Source organism: Limnohabitans simekii (SeqCode) (assembly GCF_965234735.1).
In the GTDB taxonomy this organism is placed as follows: Bacteria; Pseudomonadota; Gammaproteobacteria; order Burkholderiales; family Burkholderiaceae_C; genus Limnohabitans; species Limnohabitans simekii.
The window spans coordinates 40,411-56,291 of sequence record NZ_OZ248544.1; the positions used below are offsets into that span (position 1 = coordinate 40,411).

Genomic DNA, 15,881 nt, shown 5'->3' on the forward strand with positions numbered 1-15,881 from the left:
GTTTATTTAGGCTGCCATTGAATGGCGGTGAAGAAGGTCACGCTAGGCATAGCGTAGTTGCAAGTGTTGACACCGCCGCTGGTGCATCCTAATTGCTGGTATTTTTCACCCAAAAGATTGTCGATCCTGTTGAGCCATGACCACTCCGGTGTTAATCTGGATTTAGTCCAAACATGAACCAGGTTGTGTGCAGGAAACTCCACTGAATTGGCCGCATCATCAAACCTTTTACCAATGTATTGATACTCGATGCCAACGCGTGAGTCTGAAATCGATGTGTCTGCGGTTAATTTGAAGTTTTCTTTGCTGCGCAAGCTGAGTTGTTTTCCCGTGGCCACATCAACAGGGTCGAGCCAATCCAGACTCGACTGCAAATTTATTTGCTTCAATGTGGTTTGTCCAGACAAGCTAATGCCTTGGATGTTGGCCATGCCGACGTTGTAATAACAGAAACGACATGCGACAAAGCCAAATGGTCTGCTACTGATCAAATTTTGAATGCTGTTTTCAAAAATTGTCATCCTTACTTTTGATGTGGCACTTCCATATTGAATTGCAAGTTCCGTAGATGCATTTGTTTCTGGTAATAAATTTTCACTGCCATACTGGCCATACATTTGTTCCAAGCTGGGCGCTTTGAAACCCGTAGATTTAATGGCGCTGACAACCCAATCATCAACCAGCTCAAAACCGTAGCCTAAGGAATAGGTGTTATGCCTTAAAAAATGACTGTAATCGTCGCTGCGAATGGATGCATTGACCCGGTGTCGGTCTAGCTTCAAAGAATAGGCCGCACCAACGGCTAGTTGCGCTCGACTGCCTTCGATGATGGCGTTGTATGCATTCTTGTCTGCGTGAAAAAAATCGCTTTTCTTCTCCAGCAATCCCGTTAAAACACCTTTGGAAGTGATGTATTCGTGATCAATTGACAAGGTTGTTGTCGTGGTTTTGAACTTAGAAGCGAGATCATCTGCGTTGGGCGCATCCGATTCAGCAGCAACCTCCGAAGAGTTCAGTTTGATTCGACTCAGGTGATCCTCATTCCAAATGCGTTGCCACTGCATGCCGTTGGCTGTCAACTTGTTCAGATGGTTGATATTTAAACTTCCACCACTGTAATTTGAAGGTGCAGATTGATAGGACTGACTTGAATCTAGGTATACCCACTCCAGTCTGTTCGATCTATTCAAGTCAATGCCCAGCTTGACCATTCCGGCGTCTTTACTGCTTCGCTCACGAGATGGTGTGTGTAACAAATCTGGTCTGGTGTCATACCCATCGCTGTTGCTGGTACTCAAGCTCAACGCATAGTCAAAGTCCTGCTTTTTGCCAGACAACTTTCCAGCTGTTTGTTTCAATCCAAAGCTGCCGAAGGATTGAGTCAATGCGGGTCGATCATCGGGTGAGACTTTTTTCCCAAACAACTGAACAACCCCACCCATGGCGTCTGAGCCATACATGGCACTCACTGGTCCCTTGACCACTTCTAAACGATCCACCATTTCCAAGGGCAACATCTCCCACGGTGCACCACCTCCCAACTGCAATCCGTCGTGGGATTCAATCCGAATTCCTTCAACATAAACCGCAGTCATGCGTGATTCACTACCGCGCAAATAAACGGCGTTTCGTCCATAACTGATGCCTTGAAAACCAGGCAATTTGCTTAACGCTTGCGTCAGATTGGCATTGCCCATATTTTCCAAATCGGTTTTTTTCAAAACATCGACCTCACTCAGTACCGAATCAAGCTCTTGCCCCATCCGGTTTGCTGTGACAAATATTTCAGGCAACGCCTCGGTTTGCGCATGCGCATTTGCAAAAGAAACAAGAACAGCCACGCAAGCCATGCGCAGACATGATCCAAAAGATCGAGAAATTTTCATGATGATGACCAGCCAAAGTGCTCTCACCGCCTTCCCCGACAGTGCTTGAGCGTTCAGAAGCCGCGACGTGCGCGACTCCACCTTGTTGGCCGGTATCCGGGCTGGCGAAAACAACCTTGTCCGCCTTCCCAAATGCTTGTTCAAGGCACTCAGTGGCTGGGTTGGACAGGGCGGAAATGCGTGGGCATTTCGTTCGCTTGACCGTTGCGGGGGCAGCGCAGGCTGGTCATCAACTCGGGCCATGTACAAAAAAGAAGTACTTGGTAGAGCGAAAACTTCTGCTTCCCGTTGAACTGCGGCATGTGAACCACACCGCGAGCACCAACCGACACATTCTAGCCACAAGCGCGACATCGCCCCCTAAAATGCACACCATGTCCGAAAACACCCCCCTCGATCCTGTGCTCGAACGCGTTGAGCGTTTGATTGTTCGTTACGAAGAACTCAAACGCACCAACGACTTGTTGACCTCACAAGTAGAAGCCTTGACGCAAGAGCGTGATTCGCTCAAATCCCGTTTACAAGCTGCCCGCAGTCGCATTGATGGCCTGCTCGATCGGCTGCCCGTGGAAGTCAAGGATGGCGCATGAGCCAGGTTGAAGTACAAATCATGGGGCAAAGCTACATCCTGGGCTGCCCCGAAGGTGCTGAAGATCGGTTTCAAACAGCGGTTCGCAAAGTCGATGAAGCCATGTGCAAAATCCGTGACGCGGGCAAAATCAAAGCGCGTGACCGCATCGCTGTGTTGGCCGCCCTGAACCTGGCTTTCGAGCTCAGCGATTTTTCTGCCGCTCCCAACGAGCCCAGCACCTCTCACCACAACCTGCACAATTTGCTGCACCGCTTAGACAACGCCCTCGGTCATGATGGCCATTTGATTTAGGCTCCTACAATGCAAGCGTCTGCAAGACCGCTGGGTTTTATATTTCTTGAACCAATGCTCTCTGGAGCCCCGGGCTTGGAACATCGTTTGGTGAGCGTGATCATCTCGCGTTAGATGAACCCAACACCTTACTGACCTCGCCCACCTGAACCTTTCGTTCAGGATGACGACTCGGTGGACCCTTGCAGACACCCTCCCCCTCAGATTGGACGCATTTTGATTTGGATATTGTTGGACCTGGCCATCCTCGGCATCTTCACGGGTTTCTTGGCGGGTTTGTTGGGTGTGGGCGGTGGCTTGGTGCTGATCCCCATCCTCACCTACATGTTCCACAACGCACTGGGTCTTGAAACCCCTTTGGCGGTCAAGATGGCGATTGCCACCGGCATGTCCACCATCGTCGTCACCTCCTTGGCCAGCACCCGCATGCACCACCAAATCGGTGCAGTGCGCTGGGACCTGGTCAAAGGCCTGACCCCTGGTTTGATTGTGGGTAGTTTGATTTCCAGCTTGTGGCTGTTCGCGTTCATCAATGGCGCTGTGCTGGCCTTGGTGTTTGCGGGCTTTGCAGCTTTTTCAGCCACGCAAATGCTGCTCGACCGCAAACCCAAACCCTCGCGTGACATGCCCGGCCCGGTGGGTCAAACCGCTGCTGGCGGCTTGATTGGTGTGGTGTCGGGCTTGGTGGGCGCAGGCGGCGCTTTCATGAGCGTGCCCTTCATGGTCTGGTGCAACGTGCCCATGCGCCAAGTGGTGGCCACCAGTGCCGCACTGGGTTTTCCTATCGCTTTGTTCAATGCCGTGGGCTATGTGGTCAGCGGCTGGCATGTCACGGGTACACCTGTTTATTCATTTGGCTATGTGTGGCTGCCCGCCTTGTTGATGGTGTGCCTGAGCACCGTGTTCACCGCACCCATCGGCGCCCGCATGGCGCACCGATGGCCGGTGAAACAACTCAAACGTGCCTTTGCGGTGTTGCTTTATGCCTTGGCCACATCCATGTTCTACCGCGGCTTCACGGCTTGAGACAACGCGACAACGCTGCCCCAGCCAAGCGCCTCAGCGCAACACCAGCACAGGGATGTTGGCATGCGTCAGCACACCCGTGGTCTCACTGCCCAGCAACAAGCGTTTGATGCCTTTGCGGCCATGCGAGGCCATCACGATCAACTCTGAATTGAGTTGCTTGGCGGTATCGATCAAGCCTTGCGCAATATCGTCAGACTTGACGACGCGGGTGTGAATATGCAAACCCTTGGCCAGTGCCAAGGCTTGCACCTCATCCAAGGTTTTCTGGGCAGCTGTTTCCCACTGTGATTCGATGTTTTTCACATCCACATCGTTGATGGCAAACGAGCCTTCGAAATAGGTTTGAATGTAGTGCGGCACCACTTTCACCACCACCAAATCAGCGCTGAAAATTTGCGTCAATTCCATGGCCGTTTGCACAGCTTTGTCAGACAATTTAGAGCCATCGGTGGCCAACAAAATACGTTTGTACATGATGCTTCTCCTTCAAAATCGCTGAACATCGCAAATGCATTCAGCGTGAAGAACAGCTTAGGTCAGTGCCACCAAAAAGTATTGACCAACATCAAGAAAACCAAGGGTGCTGGCACGGGTTGGGGGCTGCACACACCAAGGTGCTTGCTCGTGCACCAGACCCATCAACAAGCCCCATGCAGCGGTGCCACTCAGCGTCAAACCAGCCAAGCGGGTACCCCATGCAGACCAGCGAGAAGGCACGGGCCGAGTGGCTTGCAACCTGTCCCACAGCAGCGGCAGCACCGTCAGCATGACGCCCCCACCCAAGGCGAACATCAGCATCACCAAGGCTCCTTGCCCTGGGCCACCGCTGAACAAGGCCACCATCAAGGCTGAATACAGCAAACCACAAGGCAAAAAAGCCCAGGCCATGCCCAACAAGAGCGGCCCATAGGCGCGTTGTTGCATGGCTTCACGTTTTGCTGGACTGGCGACACGCTGCCAAAGTTGTTGTGCGCTTCGCGTGAGCCACACGGGTTGCTCACCACGCCACAGCAACAACAGACCAAACAACACCGCCGCCACATGCACCATGCTCCAGATGGGGCGAAAGCCTGCGCTTTGCAGCGTCAGCCAACCGAGGGCGTCCATGGAGATGGCAGCCACCGCACCCAAGCTGGCGTAGCCAAGGACACGCCCGAATTGAAACAACAGCAGGTTGTGCAAGGCACTGCGGGCAGGCCAACGTGAAATGCCCAAGCAAGCCGCGCCGCACATGGCCAAGCAATGGGGGCCGCCCACCAACCCCATCAAGCCAGCCGTGATCAGCAAGGATGACAACATCAAAGGATTCTAGAAAAGTGGGATCGTTGTTGGTCCGATTGCACATAACGATCGAACACCATGGCAATGGCTCGCACAAAGTACCAACCCAATTCCGTCACTTCAATCGCTTGATCGGTGAGTCGCACCAAGCCTTGCTCGGTCATGGGCTGCAACTGCGCCAATTCCTTGGCAAAGCTTTCTTTGAAATTCAACAAGTGCGCCGATTCAATCGATTCGAAATCCACCTGCCCTTGGCACATCAAGGCCATGATGATGCTGCGCCGGGTCAAGTCGTCCCGCGACAAAGCGATACCGCGCACCACCGGCAATCGACCTTGGTTGAGCAGGTCTTCGTACTCATCCAGGTTCTTGGCGTTTTGCACATAGTTGGCCCCAATGCTGCCAATGGCGGAAACGCCCAAGGACACCAGGTCGCAATCGGGTTGCGTGCTGTAGCCCTGAAAATTGCAGTGCAAGCGTCCTTGTCGTTTGGCGATGCTCAATGCGTCCTGGGGCAAGGCAAAGTGGTCCATGCCAATGTAGACATAGCCTGCAGCTTGCATGGCATCCAAGGCCATGGCGAGCATCGCCGTTTTTTGAGTGGCGTTGGGCAAGGTGCTGGCGTCAATGTGGCGCTGCGGTTTGAAACGCGCAGGCAAATGCGCATAACCATACAAAGCCACACGGTCGGGCTTCAAGTCCACCACCGTGGCCAAGGTACGGGCCCAGGATGTTTCGGTTTGCAACGGCAAACCGTAAATCAAATCCAAATTGATCGACTCAAAACCCAGCCACCGGGCTTCGTGCATCAAGGCTTTCACCTGTTCAACCGATTGCTCGCGGTGCACAGCCTTTTGCACGTGGGGGTCAAAGTCTTGCACACCCAAACTCAGGCGGTTGAAGCCCACATCAAACAAGGTTTGCAACCGAGCAGCGTTCACCGTGCGCGGATCGACTTCGATGGCGTACTCGCCGCCTGGTTGAAACTGAAAGGCGCTTTTCAGCGTCTGCATCAAGTCGATGATGTCGGTGTCTTTGAAATAGGTGGGCGTGCCGCCACCCAAGTGCAGCTGTGACACGCTTTGCCCTTGGCCCAGGTGCGGCAGCAGCAAACTGATTTCTTGCTTGAGATGGTGCAGATAAGACACAGCCTTGCCGTAGTTGCCGGTGATGACTTTGTTGCAAGCACAGTAATAGCACAAAGATGCACAAAAGGGGATGTGCACGTAGATTGAAAGCGGTACGGCGTGGGCCCGTGCACCCAATCGGCGTTGGTCCAAGGCTTGGATGTATTGGGCCTCGCCGTAAGCATCGACAAAACGATCTGCTGTGGGGTACGAGGTGTACCTGGGTCCCGGAACATCAAAGCGTTGTAAGAGTTCTGTAGAGATATGCATGATTGTCAGTGTTAGAGTGCATACTGTGCTCTTTTGACAAGCATTCGTGTTTGAGCTAAATCAAACTTTTGTTGTTCCTCCAAGTCAAACAAGGTCAGCAGACCGCCATGAATCCAGAAAGTTTCAAAGTCGCTTGCTCCAACTGCAATTTGCGCGAATTGTGCATGCCGGTCGATTTGAGCGCCGCCGACCTGGACCGCATTGATGACCTGGTGGGCACACGGCGCAAAGTCAAACGCGGCGATTCCCTCTACCACCACGGTGCCGGTTTCACCTCGCTGTATGCAATTCGCTCCGGCTTTTTCAAAACCAGCGTCACCTTGGAAGACGGCCGCGAACAGGTCACGGGCTTTCAAATGGCGGGTGAAATCATGGGTTTGGATGGCATCGTCAGCGACTTGCACACCTGCGACGCCGTGGCCTTGGAAAACGCCGAGGTCTGTGTCATGCCGTTTGACAAGATTGAAGAGTTGTCCCGCGAGGTGAGTGCCTTGCAACACCATGTGCACAAAATCATGAGCCGCGAAATCGTGCGCGAGCACAGCGTGATGATGATGCTGGGCAGCATGCGGGCTGAAGAACGCTTGGCGGCTTTTCTGCTGAACCTCACGCACCGCTTGCATGCACGGGGCTTTTCACGCTCCGAGTTGGTGTTGCGCATGACCCGCGAAGAAATCGGCAGCTACTTGGGTTTGAAAATCGAAACCGTCAGCCGTACCTTCTCCAAGTTTGTGGATGACGGCGTGCTGGAAGTGAAGCAAAAAAACCTGCGTATTTTGCGCCCCGACACCTTGCAACAATTGGTGAACGCCCCCGTCAACTGCTGAGCGCCTCGGTTCAGGGTTTGCTGGGCACCACAGGCGTGGCCGCGTGGTTGCGGGCTTGCATGGCGGGTGCCATGCCTCTGTCTTTGTTCAATTGCATGTTGTGGGCTGCGCGAATGGCCGCAGGGTCGTCTTGCAAGGCGGTGTCATTGCCCTGAAACGCCACAAACGCTGAAATGAAACTGGCTACCACCACCATGAGGGGGCCGGAAATCACCAGCCATACATGGCCAAAAGACCACCATGCTGGCTGAGCTTGGGTGGGTTGAGTGTTCATATTGTGTCCTTTGTTCATCATTTCGGCACCAAAAACACCGAGGGCTCAGTGATCTTGAAAGGCTTGTCTGCATCGTTGCTGATGTCAAACCAAATTTTGTGAGAGCCAGGCTTCAAGGCATCATGGGGGATTTCCACCCGCAACGGCACCCAGCGTGACTGAGCGGGTTCGACCAGGATATCGTCATCCACTTCAATTTCCAAACCGTCCATGCCATGCACATGAATCGTCAAGCGTTGCTGTGTTTCGGTGGCGTTCATGAGTTGCAAACGGTAGACGTTTTCAATTTCACCTTTGCCACTGATGCGCGGCAAGTTTCTGTCACGCACCACATCCACCCTGAAGGGTGTGCGTGAATACAGACTGACGCCCAGCAGAATAATCAGTGTCCACAAAATGCCGGTGTAGACCAACACCCGAGGGCGAAAAATACGCCGCACCATTTCTGAGGTGGTCCAGCCTTGCTTCAATGCGTTTTGGGTGGCATAGCGCACCAAGCCCTTGGGGTATCCCATTTTGTCCATCACGCCATCGCAGACATCGGCGCAGGCACCGCAGCCAATGCATTCGTATTGCAAGCCGTGGCGAATATCAATGCCTGTCGGACACACCTGAACACACAGGTTGCAGTCGATGCAAGCACCCAAGCCTGATTCGGACAAGCTGGCGCTGTGCGGCCGATGACCCCGTGGCTCGCCGCGCTGTTCGTCATAGGTGACGATCAAGGTGTCGCGATCAAACATGGCACTTTGAAAACGTGCGTAGGGGCACATGTATTTGCACACTTGCTCGCGCATGAATCCGGCATTGCCATAGGTGGCCAAGCCATAGAAAAACACCCAAAACACTTCCCAAGAACCCATGCGGGTTTGAAAAAATGCCATGCCCAACTCGTGGATGGGCGTGAAGTAGCCCACAAACGTGAAGCCGGTCGAAATGGAAAAACCCAGCCAAACGATGTGCTTGTAGGTTTTCTTGACGCCTTTTTCCAAACTGTAGCCTGCGGCATCGAGCTTCATGCGAGCGCTGCGGTCGCCTTCAATTTTGCGCTCGATGTACATGAAGATTTCGCTGTACACGGTTTGCGGACAGGCGTAACCGCACCACAAACGACCAGCCACCGCCGTGAACAAAAACAAAGACAAGGCACTGACCACCAACAAGCCGGTCAGGTAAATGAAGTCTTGCGGGTAAAGCACCAAACCAAACACATAAAAACGCCGTGCACCCAGGTCAAACAACACCGCCTGGCGTTGCCCCCACTCTAGCCAAGGCAGGCCGTAAAACACCAGTTGGGTGATGAACACCCCCAACCAACGCCATTGGGCAAACACACCTTGAACCGTGCGCGGGTAAATCTTGGGTGTCGCCGCATACAAAAAAGCCGACGAGGCGGCCTCGTCTGCAGGCAGGATGGGGATGACCTTTTTGTCGTTGGAATGAGAACTCAAGGTTTCGCTGCGTCAGTGTTGTTGGAAAAGGACCAGACATAGCTGGTGAGCACATGAATTTGCGAAGCGCTCAGACGGTCTTGCTGCGGCGGCATGATGTTTTGCTTGCCTTTGTTGACCATGGCCACAATGCCTGCTTCGCCCCAACCGTGCAACCAGACTTTGTCGGTCAGATTAGGCGCACCCACAGCATGCATGCCTTTGCCATCCACACCATGGCAAGCAGCGCAAGCACTGAACTTGGGTTTGCCAAAGCCCGCTTTCAAAGAATCGTGCGGGCTGCCGGACAAACTCATGACGTACTGGGCCACGTTGCGAATATCGTCGGGCGTGCCCACGGCCGAAGCCATGGGCGGCATGTTGCCCACCCGACCCAAGCTGATACTTTCCTTGATCTTCTCTGGGGAACCACCATGCAACCAATCACTGTCGGTCAGGTTGGGATAGCCCTTGGAACCTTGGGCATCCGAGCCATGGCACTGGGCGCAGTTGTTCATGAACAAGCGCTCGCCGATGGCATGGGCTTGGGGGTCTTTGGCCACGTCTTGCACCGTCATGGCGTCAAAGCGGGCATACAAGGGTTGCAATGCGACGTTGGCCTCCCGCATTTCGGTGTCGTACTCGGCTTGGGACGACCAGGCTTTGCTGCCGGTGTAAGCGCCCAAACCAGGGTACAAAAACAAATAGGACAAACCAAAGATGATGGTGATGACGAACAAACCCACCCACCACAAAGGCAAGGGATTGTTCATCTCACGCAAATCTTCATCCCACACATGGCCGGTGGTGTTGTCGGCATGGCCCCCCGATTTTTTGCGGGCTGTGACCCACAACAAAACCAAGCAAGCCAAGATACCGGCGAGGGAAATGATGGCCACATAGCTGGACCAAAACGAACCAGTGAAGTCACTCATGGCAATCCTTACTCATCCAAAAAGGGCAATTGGGACGCTTCTTCAAAGCGGCGATCTTTTTTACGATCCAAGACCCACACCAAGATGCCCATGAAACACAAGAAGCTCAAAACAGTGGCGGCGGCCCGCAACGTGGTGATGTCGTCCATGACTTCTCCTTATTTGAGCGCGAGGCCCATGCCTTGCAAATAGGCAATCAAAGCTGCCAACTCGGACTTGCCGCGCACCGCATCAGACGATTGCGCAATGTCTTCATCGGTGTAGGGCACACCGGTCACGCGCAAAGCTTTCATGTGCGCTGGCAAGGCGTTCGCATCCACCAGGTCTTTTTCCAACCAAGGGTAGGCTGGCATGTTGGACTCGGGGACCAGGTCACGCGGATTGATCAAATGCACAAGGTGCCATTCATCGCTGTACTTGCCGCCGACGCGGTGCAAATCGGGACCTGTGCGCTTGCTGCCCCACTGAAAGGGGTGGTCGTATACAAACTCGCCCGCTACCGAGTAGTGGCCGTAGCGCAATGTTTCCGAGCGGAAGGGGCGAATCATTTGCGAATGGCAGTTGTAGCAACCCTCGCGCAAATACACATCGCGTCCCGCCAATTGCAAGGCGGTGTAGGGTTTCACGCCCTCAATCGGCTGGGTGGTGGATTTTTGAAAGAACAAAGGCACGATTTCAATCAAGCCGCCGATGGCGATGACCAGAACGATCAGGACCACCATCAGCAAACTGTTGGTTTCGATTTTTTCGTGGCTGAAACCTTGAGTGGATTTGTTGTCAGACATGGTTGCTCTCCTCAAGCGTAGGCCGCCAAAACGGCTGGGATCGGCACCGGTTCCACCCGACCTTTGAGCGCGGTCATGATGACGTTCCACAACATGACCAACATGCCAAACAAGTAGAGGGCACCGCCGACCACACGGACCACGTAATAGGGGTAAGTGGCTTTCACACTTTCGACAAAGGTGTAGGTAAGCGTGCCGTCTTCATTGATCGAGCGCCACATCAAGCCCTGCATGACCCCGGCAATCCACATGGCGGCGATGTAGAGCACGATGCCAATGGTGGCGGTCCAGAAATGCAATTCGATGGCAGGCACGCTGTGCATTTTTTTCTGGCCATACAAACGGGGAATCAGGAAGTAAATGGTGCCCATTGAGATGAGGCCCACCCAACCCAAAGCGCCCGAGTGCACATGGCCCACGGTCCAATCGGTGTAGTGGCTCAAGGCATTGACCGTCTTGATGGACATCATGGGACCTTCGAAGGTGCTCATGCCATAAAAGGACAAGGACACGATCATGAAGCGCAACACCGGGTCGTCGCGCAATTTGTGCCATGCGCCCGACAAGGTCATGACGCCATTGATCATGCCGCCCCAACTGGGTGCCAACAAAATGAGCGAGAACACCATGCCCAAAGACTGGGTCCAATCGGGCAAAGCGGTGTAGTGCAAATGGTGCGGGCCCGCCCACATGTAGGTGAAGATGAGCGCCCAGAAGTGAACGATGGACAAGCGGTAGGAGTACACCGGGCGCTCGGCTTGCTTGGGCACGAAGTAATACATCATGCCGAGGAAACCAGCGGTGAGGAAAAAGCCCACCGCATTGTGGCCGTACCACCATTGCACCATGGCGTCTTGCACCCCGGCATAGACCGAGTAAGACTTCATCCAACCGGCGGGAATTTCAGCGCTGTTGACCAAGTGCAGCACCGCCACCGTGAGGATGAAGGCACCGAAGAACCAGTTGGCCACATAGATGTGTTTCACCTTGCGTTTGGCGATGGTGCCGAAAAACACAATGGCAAACGACACCCAAACCAAGGTGATCAGGATGTCGATCGGCCACTCGAGTTCGGCATACTCTTTGCCGGTGGTGTAGCCCATGGGCAAGCTGATGGCAGCAGCCAAGATGACCAAGGTCCAACCCCAAAACGTGAAGGCCGCCAAGCCGGGTGCAAACAAACGTGTTTGACCGGTGCGCTGAACCACGTAATAGGTGGAGGCAAACAAGGCCGAGCCACCAAACGCAAATATCACCGCATTGGTGTGCAAAGGACGCAAGCGACCGTAGCTCAGCCAAGAGATGCCAAAGTTCAACTCGGGCCAAGCGAGTTGCGCGGCGATGATCAATCCGACCAACATGCCCACCACGCCCCAGACCACGGTCATGATGGCGAATTGCCGCACCACCGTGTCGCTGTAATTGTTTTGCAATGAAGAACTCATGAGCTGCCTTTCACGTATCTATCCTCAGTATCAAATGGGGTCTTGTTGTTTGGTTTGACCTAAGTCAATCGTTGCGAAGAATTCGTTCGCCTTCGGCTTCAATCGCCTCGAATTGCCCTTGGTGAATCGCCCACCACAGACCGATCAACACAAACAAGACCAAGACCACCGACAAAGGAATGAGCAAATACAAAATGTCCATGTCAGGCCTCTTGTGGGTCAAAAGGGTTGGTTCGAGGTGGCACAGCCAGTTGCAGGGAATACAAAACGACGATGAGTGAGCTGAGCGCCATGCCCAAGCCCGCCAACCAAGGTGGCAAGTAGCCCATGAAGGCCAAAGGCACGCACAAGGCGTTGTAAGTCGCCGCCCAAATGAGGTTGTGGCGCACCACGGTTTGGGTGCGTTGGGCCAAGGCCAATGTGTTGGCAATCAACATCAGGTGTTGACCTTGCACCACCACATCCGAGCGGGCCTGCGCCAAGGGCACGGCCTGACCAAAGGCGAAGGACACATGGGCACCGGCCAACACGGGCATGTCGTTGAAACCATCCCCCACCATGGCCACTTGCAGACCCTGGGCTTGCAGGTTCTGGACAAACTGCAGCTTGGCTTCGGGTGAACAACGGGCTTGCACCTGGGCTTGGGGCAGTTGCAAACGCTTTGCAATCCGATCCACCGCCGCCGATGTATCGCCCGACAAAATAAACAGTTTCAGGCCTTGCTGTTGCAAGGCTTGCAGGCTTGGCACCGCGTCGTCGCGCAATTGCTCTTGGAATTCAAAGGAAGCCAGCCAACCGTTTTCATCGCACAAATGCACTTGCGCGGTCAGCGCTTTCGGCGGCATGCCACAGTTGCCACGCCAGCTTTGACAAAACGAAGCAGACCCCAAACGCAGTTCGCGCACCACTTGGCCTTGGTCGCTCAGGATGCGACCCGACACGCCATGCCCCACTTCTTCTTGCACCGCTTGCATCGGCCAATCATCTTGACGATGCGGCCACAACTGCGCCACAGCGCGTGAAAAAGGATGGGCCGAATGACGCGCCACACTCGCGGCCAAGCGCAAAACCGCTGACGGCAAGGATTGATCTTCATCGTTCAGATGCCAATCACCCTGTGGCGTGAACAAGCTTTGCAAACCCATGCGGTCTTCGGTGAGCGTGCCGGTTTTGTCAAACACCACCGCGTCCACTTGCGCCAAACTTTCCAAGGACTGGACATTGCGCAACAACACGCCTTGTCGCGCCAATTGCCCGGCAGCCGCCAACATGGCGGCCGGTGTGGCCAAAGACAAAGCACACGGACAGGTGACGATGAGCACCGACACCGCCACCATCAGCGCATGGCCTGGTGAAGTGGACCATACCAAGGCCGCACTCAAAGCGGCGGCCAACAACACTGCCCACAAAAAAGGTTTGGCCACGCTGTCGGCCAAAGCGGCCAAGCGGGGCTTGTGCAGCGAGGCACTTTGCATCAGGCTCACAATTTCTGCATAGCGTGTGTGTTCACCCAAACGCAGCACTTTCATTTGGATGGTTTCGCGCAGATTGTGTGAACCGGCCATCAAGCTGTCGCCTGCTTGGCGCTCCAGCGGTTCAGACTCTCCAGTGAGCAAGGCTTCTTCCACCCAAGTGTGGCCTTGCAACAGCAAGCCATCGGCGGCAAACACCTCGCCAGGATGCACCTGCAAGACATCGCCCACACGCAGTTGATGCAGGGCCACGGTTTCTAATCCACCCGACTGGGTTTGACGTTGCACGCTTTGCGGCAAGCGGTTGATCAGCGCCTCCAAGGCACCCGCTGTGCGTTCACGCAAACGGGTTTCCAACCAGCGACCCGTGAGCAAGAAAAACACAAACATGGTGAGCGAGTCGAAATACACCTCGCTGCCCAACAGGCCTTCGGGGTCGAACACCGCCGCCGAACTGACGATGAAAGTGACCCATATGCCCAAGGCCACCGGCAAGTCCATGCTGATGCGACCGTGTTTCAAATCGCGCCAAGCGGCCATGGTGAAAACGTCGGTGGCGAAAAACATCACCGGCAAGGTAAGCACCCACGAGGCCCATTTCAAGAGCGACAACATGTTGGGCGCGATGTCGCCAGGTGCTGCCACATACACCGGCCACGCGTACATCATGACTTGCATCATGCACAGACCCGCCACCAACCAACGCCAGAGTTGTTGCCGCACTTGGGCTTGTCCGGCTTGGCGTGACACGAAATCGTTGGCGGGCACGGCTTGGTAGCCCGCCCGCGATAAAGCATCAAGCCATTGCGAAGGACGCACTTCTTGCGCCGACCAGGTGATTTGGGCGCGGTGCGTGGCACCGTTGACCGTGGCTTGTTTGACGCCCGGCACCGAACACAAGGCGGCTTCCACATTCAAGGCACAGGCGGCGCAATGCATGCCTTGCACCACCACTTGCGATTCCCAGGTGGCCGAGGAAACCGCGTCTGGGCTGGGCAGGCTGTTGAAGGGTTTGCTGAAAGCCGCCCAGCTCTTGGGATCGTCGAGCAAGGCATAGGCGGCATTCATACCCGCCAGCTTAGGGAAATGCGCAGAAACGAAGTTTGATCTAGATCAAGTCATGCTGGATGGTTTGCAGAATGCAGCGTTTTGGCTTAAGGCCCAATCGATGTGTTCACGCACGATGGGGTTGTCATGGCTTTGCCAAGCTTGCAAGGCCTGCAACAAAGGGATCACCCAAGCTTCTTTGTCAGCGTGGCGCAAGGCATTGCCCGCGGCCACCGCCAAATTGCGCAACCAACGCACATGGCCAATGCGGCGAATCGCACTGCCCTCGGTGAAATGCAAAAAATCTTGCGCAGTCCATGCCAACAGCGAAACCAAAGAAGCCGCTCCCAAGCCATGGCGCTCCTCGAAATCGGGCAGCACGCTGCGCTTTGCAAATTTGTTCCAAGGACAGACCAACTGGCAATCGTCACAGCCGTAAATGCGGTTGCCTATCAGGGCGCGCAATTCAAGTGGGATGCTGCCTGCGTGTTCAATCGTGAGGTAAGAAATGCACCGACGGGCATCGAGTTGATAAGGCGCGACGATGGCTTGGGTTGGGCAGGCGGTGATGCAAGAGGTGCAACTGCCGCAATGCTCACTCACGGGAGGTGTAGGTTCAAGTGCGATATCGACAAAGATTTCGCCCAAGAAGAAAAACGAGCCAGCATCGCGTTGCAACACCAAGGTGTGTTTGCCGCGCCAGCCTTGGCCGCTGCGCACCGCCAACTCGGCTTCCAACACCGGCGCGGAATCGGTGAAGACACGGTGACCCACGGGTCCCAGTTTGCTTTGCAATTTGTCGGCGAGTTGTTGCAAGCGTTGACGCATCACCTTGTGATAGTCCCGCCCTCGTGCATACACCGACACCACCGCTTGCGCGGGTGCTTGCAAGCGCTGGAGTTCATGGTCCAACCATTCAGGTGAGGCTTGCGGCAGGTAGTCCATGCGGGCGGTGATGACGCTCAGGGTGCCGGGTTGCAACTCGGCGGGCCGGGCGCGGGTGAGGCCATGCCGCGCCATGTAGGCCATGTCACCGTGAAAGTTTTGCGCCAACCAAGCCAGCAAACCGGGCTCGGCCTCGTGCAGGTCCACCGGGGCCACGCCAATTTGGGAGAATCCCAATTGCTGGCCCCAAGTTTGCAAATCCGCCAACAAACTTTGCTGATCGATGGACACGTTTTCCTTTGAAT

Annotated in this window: 17 protein-coding genes and 1 riboswitch; of the genes, 4 read left to right on the forward strand and 13 right to left on the reverse strand. The window is 54.8% G+C overall.

Annotated features, from left to right (window positions below):
• Nucleotides 1-2: 2 nt before the first annotated feature.
• Nucleotides 3-1,886: a TonB-dependent receptor plug domain-containing protein gene (locus tag AC8GFP_RS10800; protein ID WP_506613063.1), complete on the reverse strand. Its 1,884-nt coding sequence runs from the start codon at nucleotides 1,884-1,886 to the stop codon at nucleotides 3-5.
• Nucleotides 1,887-1,956: 70 nt separating this feature from the next.
• A riboswitch (cobalamin riboswitch) is annotated at nucleotides 1,957-2,225 on the reverse strand.
• Between the two features lie 35 nt (nucleotides 2,226-2,260).
• Here AC8GFP_RS10800 and zapB point away from each other — a divergent pair.
• The 3 genes from zapB to AC8GFP_RS10815 all read left to right on the forward strand — a co-directional run bounded on the left by zapB (nucleotide 2,261) and on the right by AC8GFP_RS10815 (nucleotide 3,795).
• The gene (zapB, locus tag AC8GFP_RS10805; protein ID WP_506613065.1) at nucleotides 2,261-2,476 is read left to right on the forward strand and encodes a cell division protein ZapB; all 216 of its coding nucleotides are present in this window, start codon (nucleotides 2,261-2,263) and stop codon (nucleotides 2,474-2,476) included.
• Nucleotides 2,473-2,769 (forward strand): cell division protein ZapA, encoded by a 297-nt coding sequence (locus AC8GFP_RS10810; RefSeq protein WP_506613067.1) that lies wholly within the window; start codon nucleotides 2,473-2,475, stop codon nucleotides 2,767-2,769. The genes zapB and AC8GFP_RS10810 overlap by 4 nt, the downstream gene beginning before the upstream one ends.
• A 216-nt stretch (nucleotides 2,770-2,985) precedes the next feature.
• Nucleotides 2,986-3,795 carry a sulfite exporter TauE/SafE family protein gene (locus AC8GFP_RS10815; protein WP_506613069.1) on the forward strand — a complete coding sequence of 270 codons (810 nt, stop codon included), beginning with the start codon at nucleotides 2,986-2,988 and terminating at the stop codon, nucleotides 3,793-3,795.
• A gap of 33 nt (nucleotides 3,796-3,828) precedes the next feature.
• On the opposite strand, the gene AC8GFP_RS10820 is transcribed toward AC8GFP_RS10815, so the two are convergent.
• From AC8GFP_RS10820 to hemN, 3 genes are read right to left on the reverse strand one after another with little or no spacing between them, the layout of a single operon-like run.
• Entirely contained in the window at nucleotides 3,829-4,272 is a 444-nt protein-coding gene (locus tag AC8GFP_RS10820; RefSeq protein WP_506613071.1) for a universal stress protein, read from the reverse strand.
• 57 nt (nucleotides 4,273-4,329) lie between these two features.
• A complete protein-coding gene (locus AC8GFP_RS10825) occupies nucleotides 4,330-5,097 on the reverse strand; it encodes a sulfite exporter TauE/SafE family protein (RefSeq protein ID WP_506613072.1) in 768 nt (255 codons plus the stop codon).
• Nucleotides 5,097-6,479 carry an oxygen-independent coproporphyrinogen III oxidase gene (gene hemN, locus AC8GFP_RS10830; protein ID WP_506613467.1) on the reverse strand — a complete coding sequence of 461 codons (1,383 nt, stop codon included), beginning with the start codon at nucleotides 6,477-6,479 and terminating at the stop codon, nucleotides 5,097-5,099. Before hemN ends, AC8GFP_RS10825 begins: the two co-directional genes overlap by 1 nt.
• Nucleotides 6,480-6,583: 104 nt before the next feature.
• Here hemN and fnr point away from each other — a divergent pair, with 104 nt between their 5' ends.
• On the forward strand, nucleotides 6,584-7,303 hold the full coding sequence (fnr, locus tag AC8GFP_RS10835; protein WP_506613073.1) for a fumarate/nitrate reduction transcriptional regulator Fnr: 720 nt from the start codon (nucleotides 6,584-6,586) through the stop codon (nucleotides 7,301-7,303).
• 10 nt (nucleotides 7,304-7,313) lie between these two features.
• Here the strand turns inward: fnr and AC8GFP_RS10840 are convergent, their stop codons facing one another.
• The 9 genes from AC8GFP_RS10840 to queG form a co-directional block, all read right to left on the reverse strand.
• Nucleotides 7,314-7,577, reverse strand: a complete 264-nt coding sequence (locus tag AC8GFP_RS10840) for a nitrogen fixation protein FixH (protein ID WP_506613074.1) — start codon at nucleotides 7,575-7,577, stop codon at nucleotides 7,314-7,316.
• Nucleotides 7,578-7,594: 17 nt separating this feature from the next.
• Nucleotides 7,595-9,028 carry a cytochrome c oxidase accessory protein CcoG gene (gene ccoG / locus AC8GFP_RS10845; RefSeq protein ID WP_506613075.1) on the reverse strand — a complete coding sequence of 478 codons (1,434 nt, stop codon included), beginning with the start codon at nucleotides 9,026-9,028 and terminating at the stop codon, nucleotides 7,595-7,597.
• The gene (gene ccoP / locus AC8GFP_RS10850) at nucleotides 9,025-9,942 is read right to left on the reverse strand and encodes a cytochrome-c oxidase, cbb3-type subunit III (protein ID WP_506613077.1); all 918 of its coding nucleotides are present in this window, start codon (nucleotides 9,940-9,942) and stop codon (nucleotides 9,025-9,027) included. The genes ccoG and ccoP overlap by 4 nt, the downstream gene beginning before the upstream one ends.
• A gap of 8 nt (nucleotides 9,943-9,950) precedes the next feature.
• Nucleotides 9,951-10,091, reverse strand: coding sequence for a cbb3-type cytochrome oxidase subunit 3 (locus AC8GFP_RS10855; protein WP_506613078.1), 141 nt, complete (start codon nucleotides 10,089-10,091; stop codon nucleotides 9,951-9,953).
• 9 nt (nucleotides 10,092-10,100) lie between these two features.
• Nucleotides 10,101-10,727, reverse strand: coding sequence for a cytochrome-c oxidase, cbb3-type subunit II (gene ccoO / locus AC8GFP_RS10860; RefSeq protein WP_506613079.1), 627 nt, complete (start codon nucleotides 10,725-10,727; stop codon nucleotides 10,101-10,103).
• Nucleotides 10,728-10,738: 11 nt separating this feature from the next.
• A complete protein-coding gene (gene ccoN / locus AC8GFP_RS10865; RefSeq protein WP_506613081.1) occupies nucleotides 10,739-12,172 on the reverse strand; it encodes a cytochrome-c oxidase, cbb3-type subunit I in 1,434 nt (477 codons plus the stop codon).
• A 64-nt stretch (nucleotides 12,173-12,236) separates the two neighbouring features.
• Nucleotides 12,237-12,374: a cbb3-type cytochrome oxidase assembly protein CcoS gene (gene ccoS / locus AC8GFP_RS10870; RefSeq protein ID WP_506613082.1), complete on the reverse strand. Its 138-nt coding sequence runs from the start codon at nucleotides 12,372-12,374 to the stop codon at nucleotides 12,237-12,239.
• Nucleotide 12,375: 1 nt separating this feature from the next.
• Nucleotides 12,376-14,712, reverse strand: coding sequence for a heavy metal translocating P-type ATPase (locus AC8GFP_RS10875; protein ID WP_506613084.1), 2,337 nt, complete (start codon nucleotides 14,710-14,712; stop codon nucleotides 12,376-12,378).
• Nucleotides 14,713-14,757: 45 nt separating this feature from the next.
• Nucleotides 14,758-15,846, reverse strand: coding sequence for a tRNA epoxyqueuosine(34) reductase QueG (gene queG / locus AC8GFP_RS10880; protein WP_506613469.1), 1,089 nt, complete (start codon nucleotides 15,844-15,846; stop codon nucleotides 14,758-14,760).
• Nucleotides 15,847-15,881 lie beyond the last annotated feature (35 nt).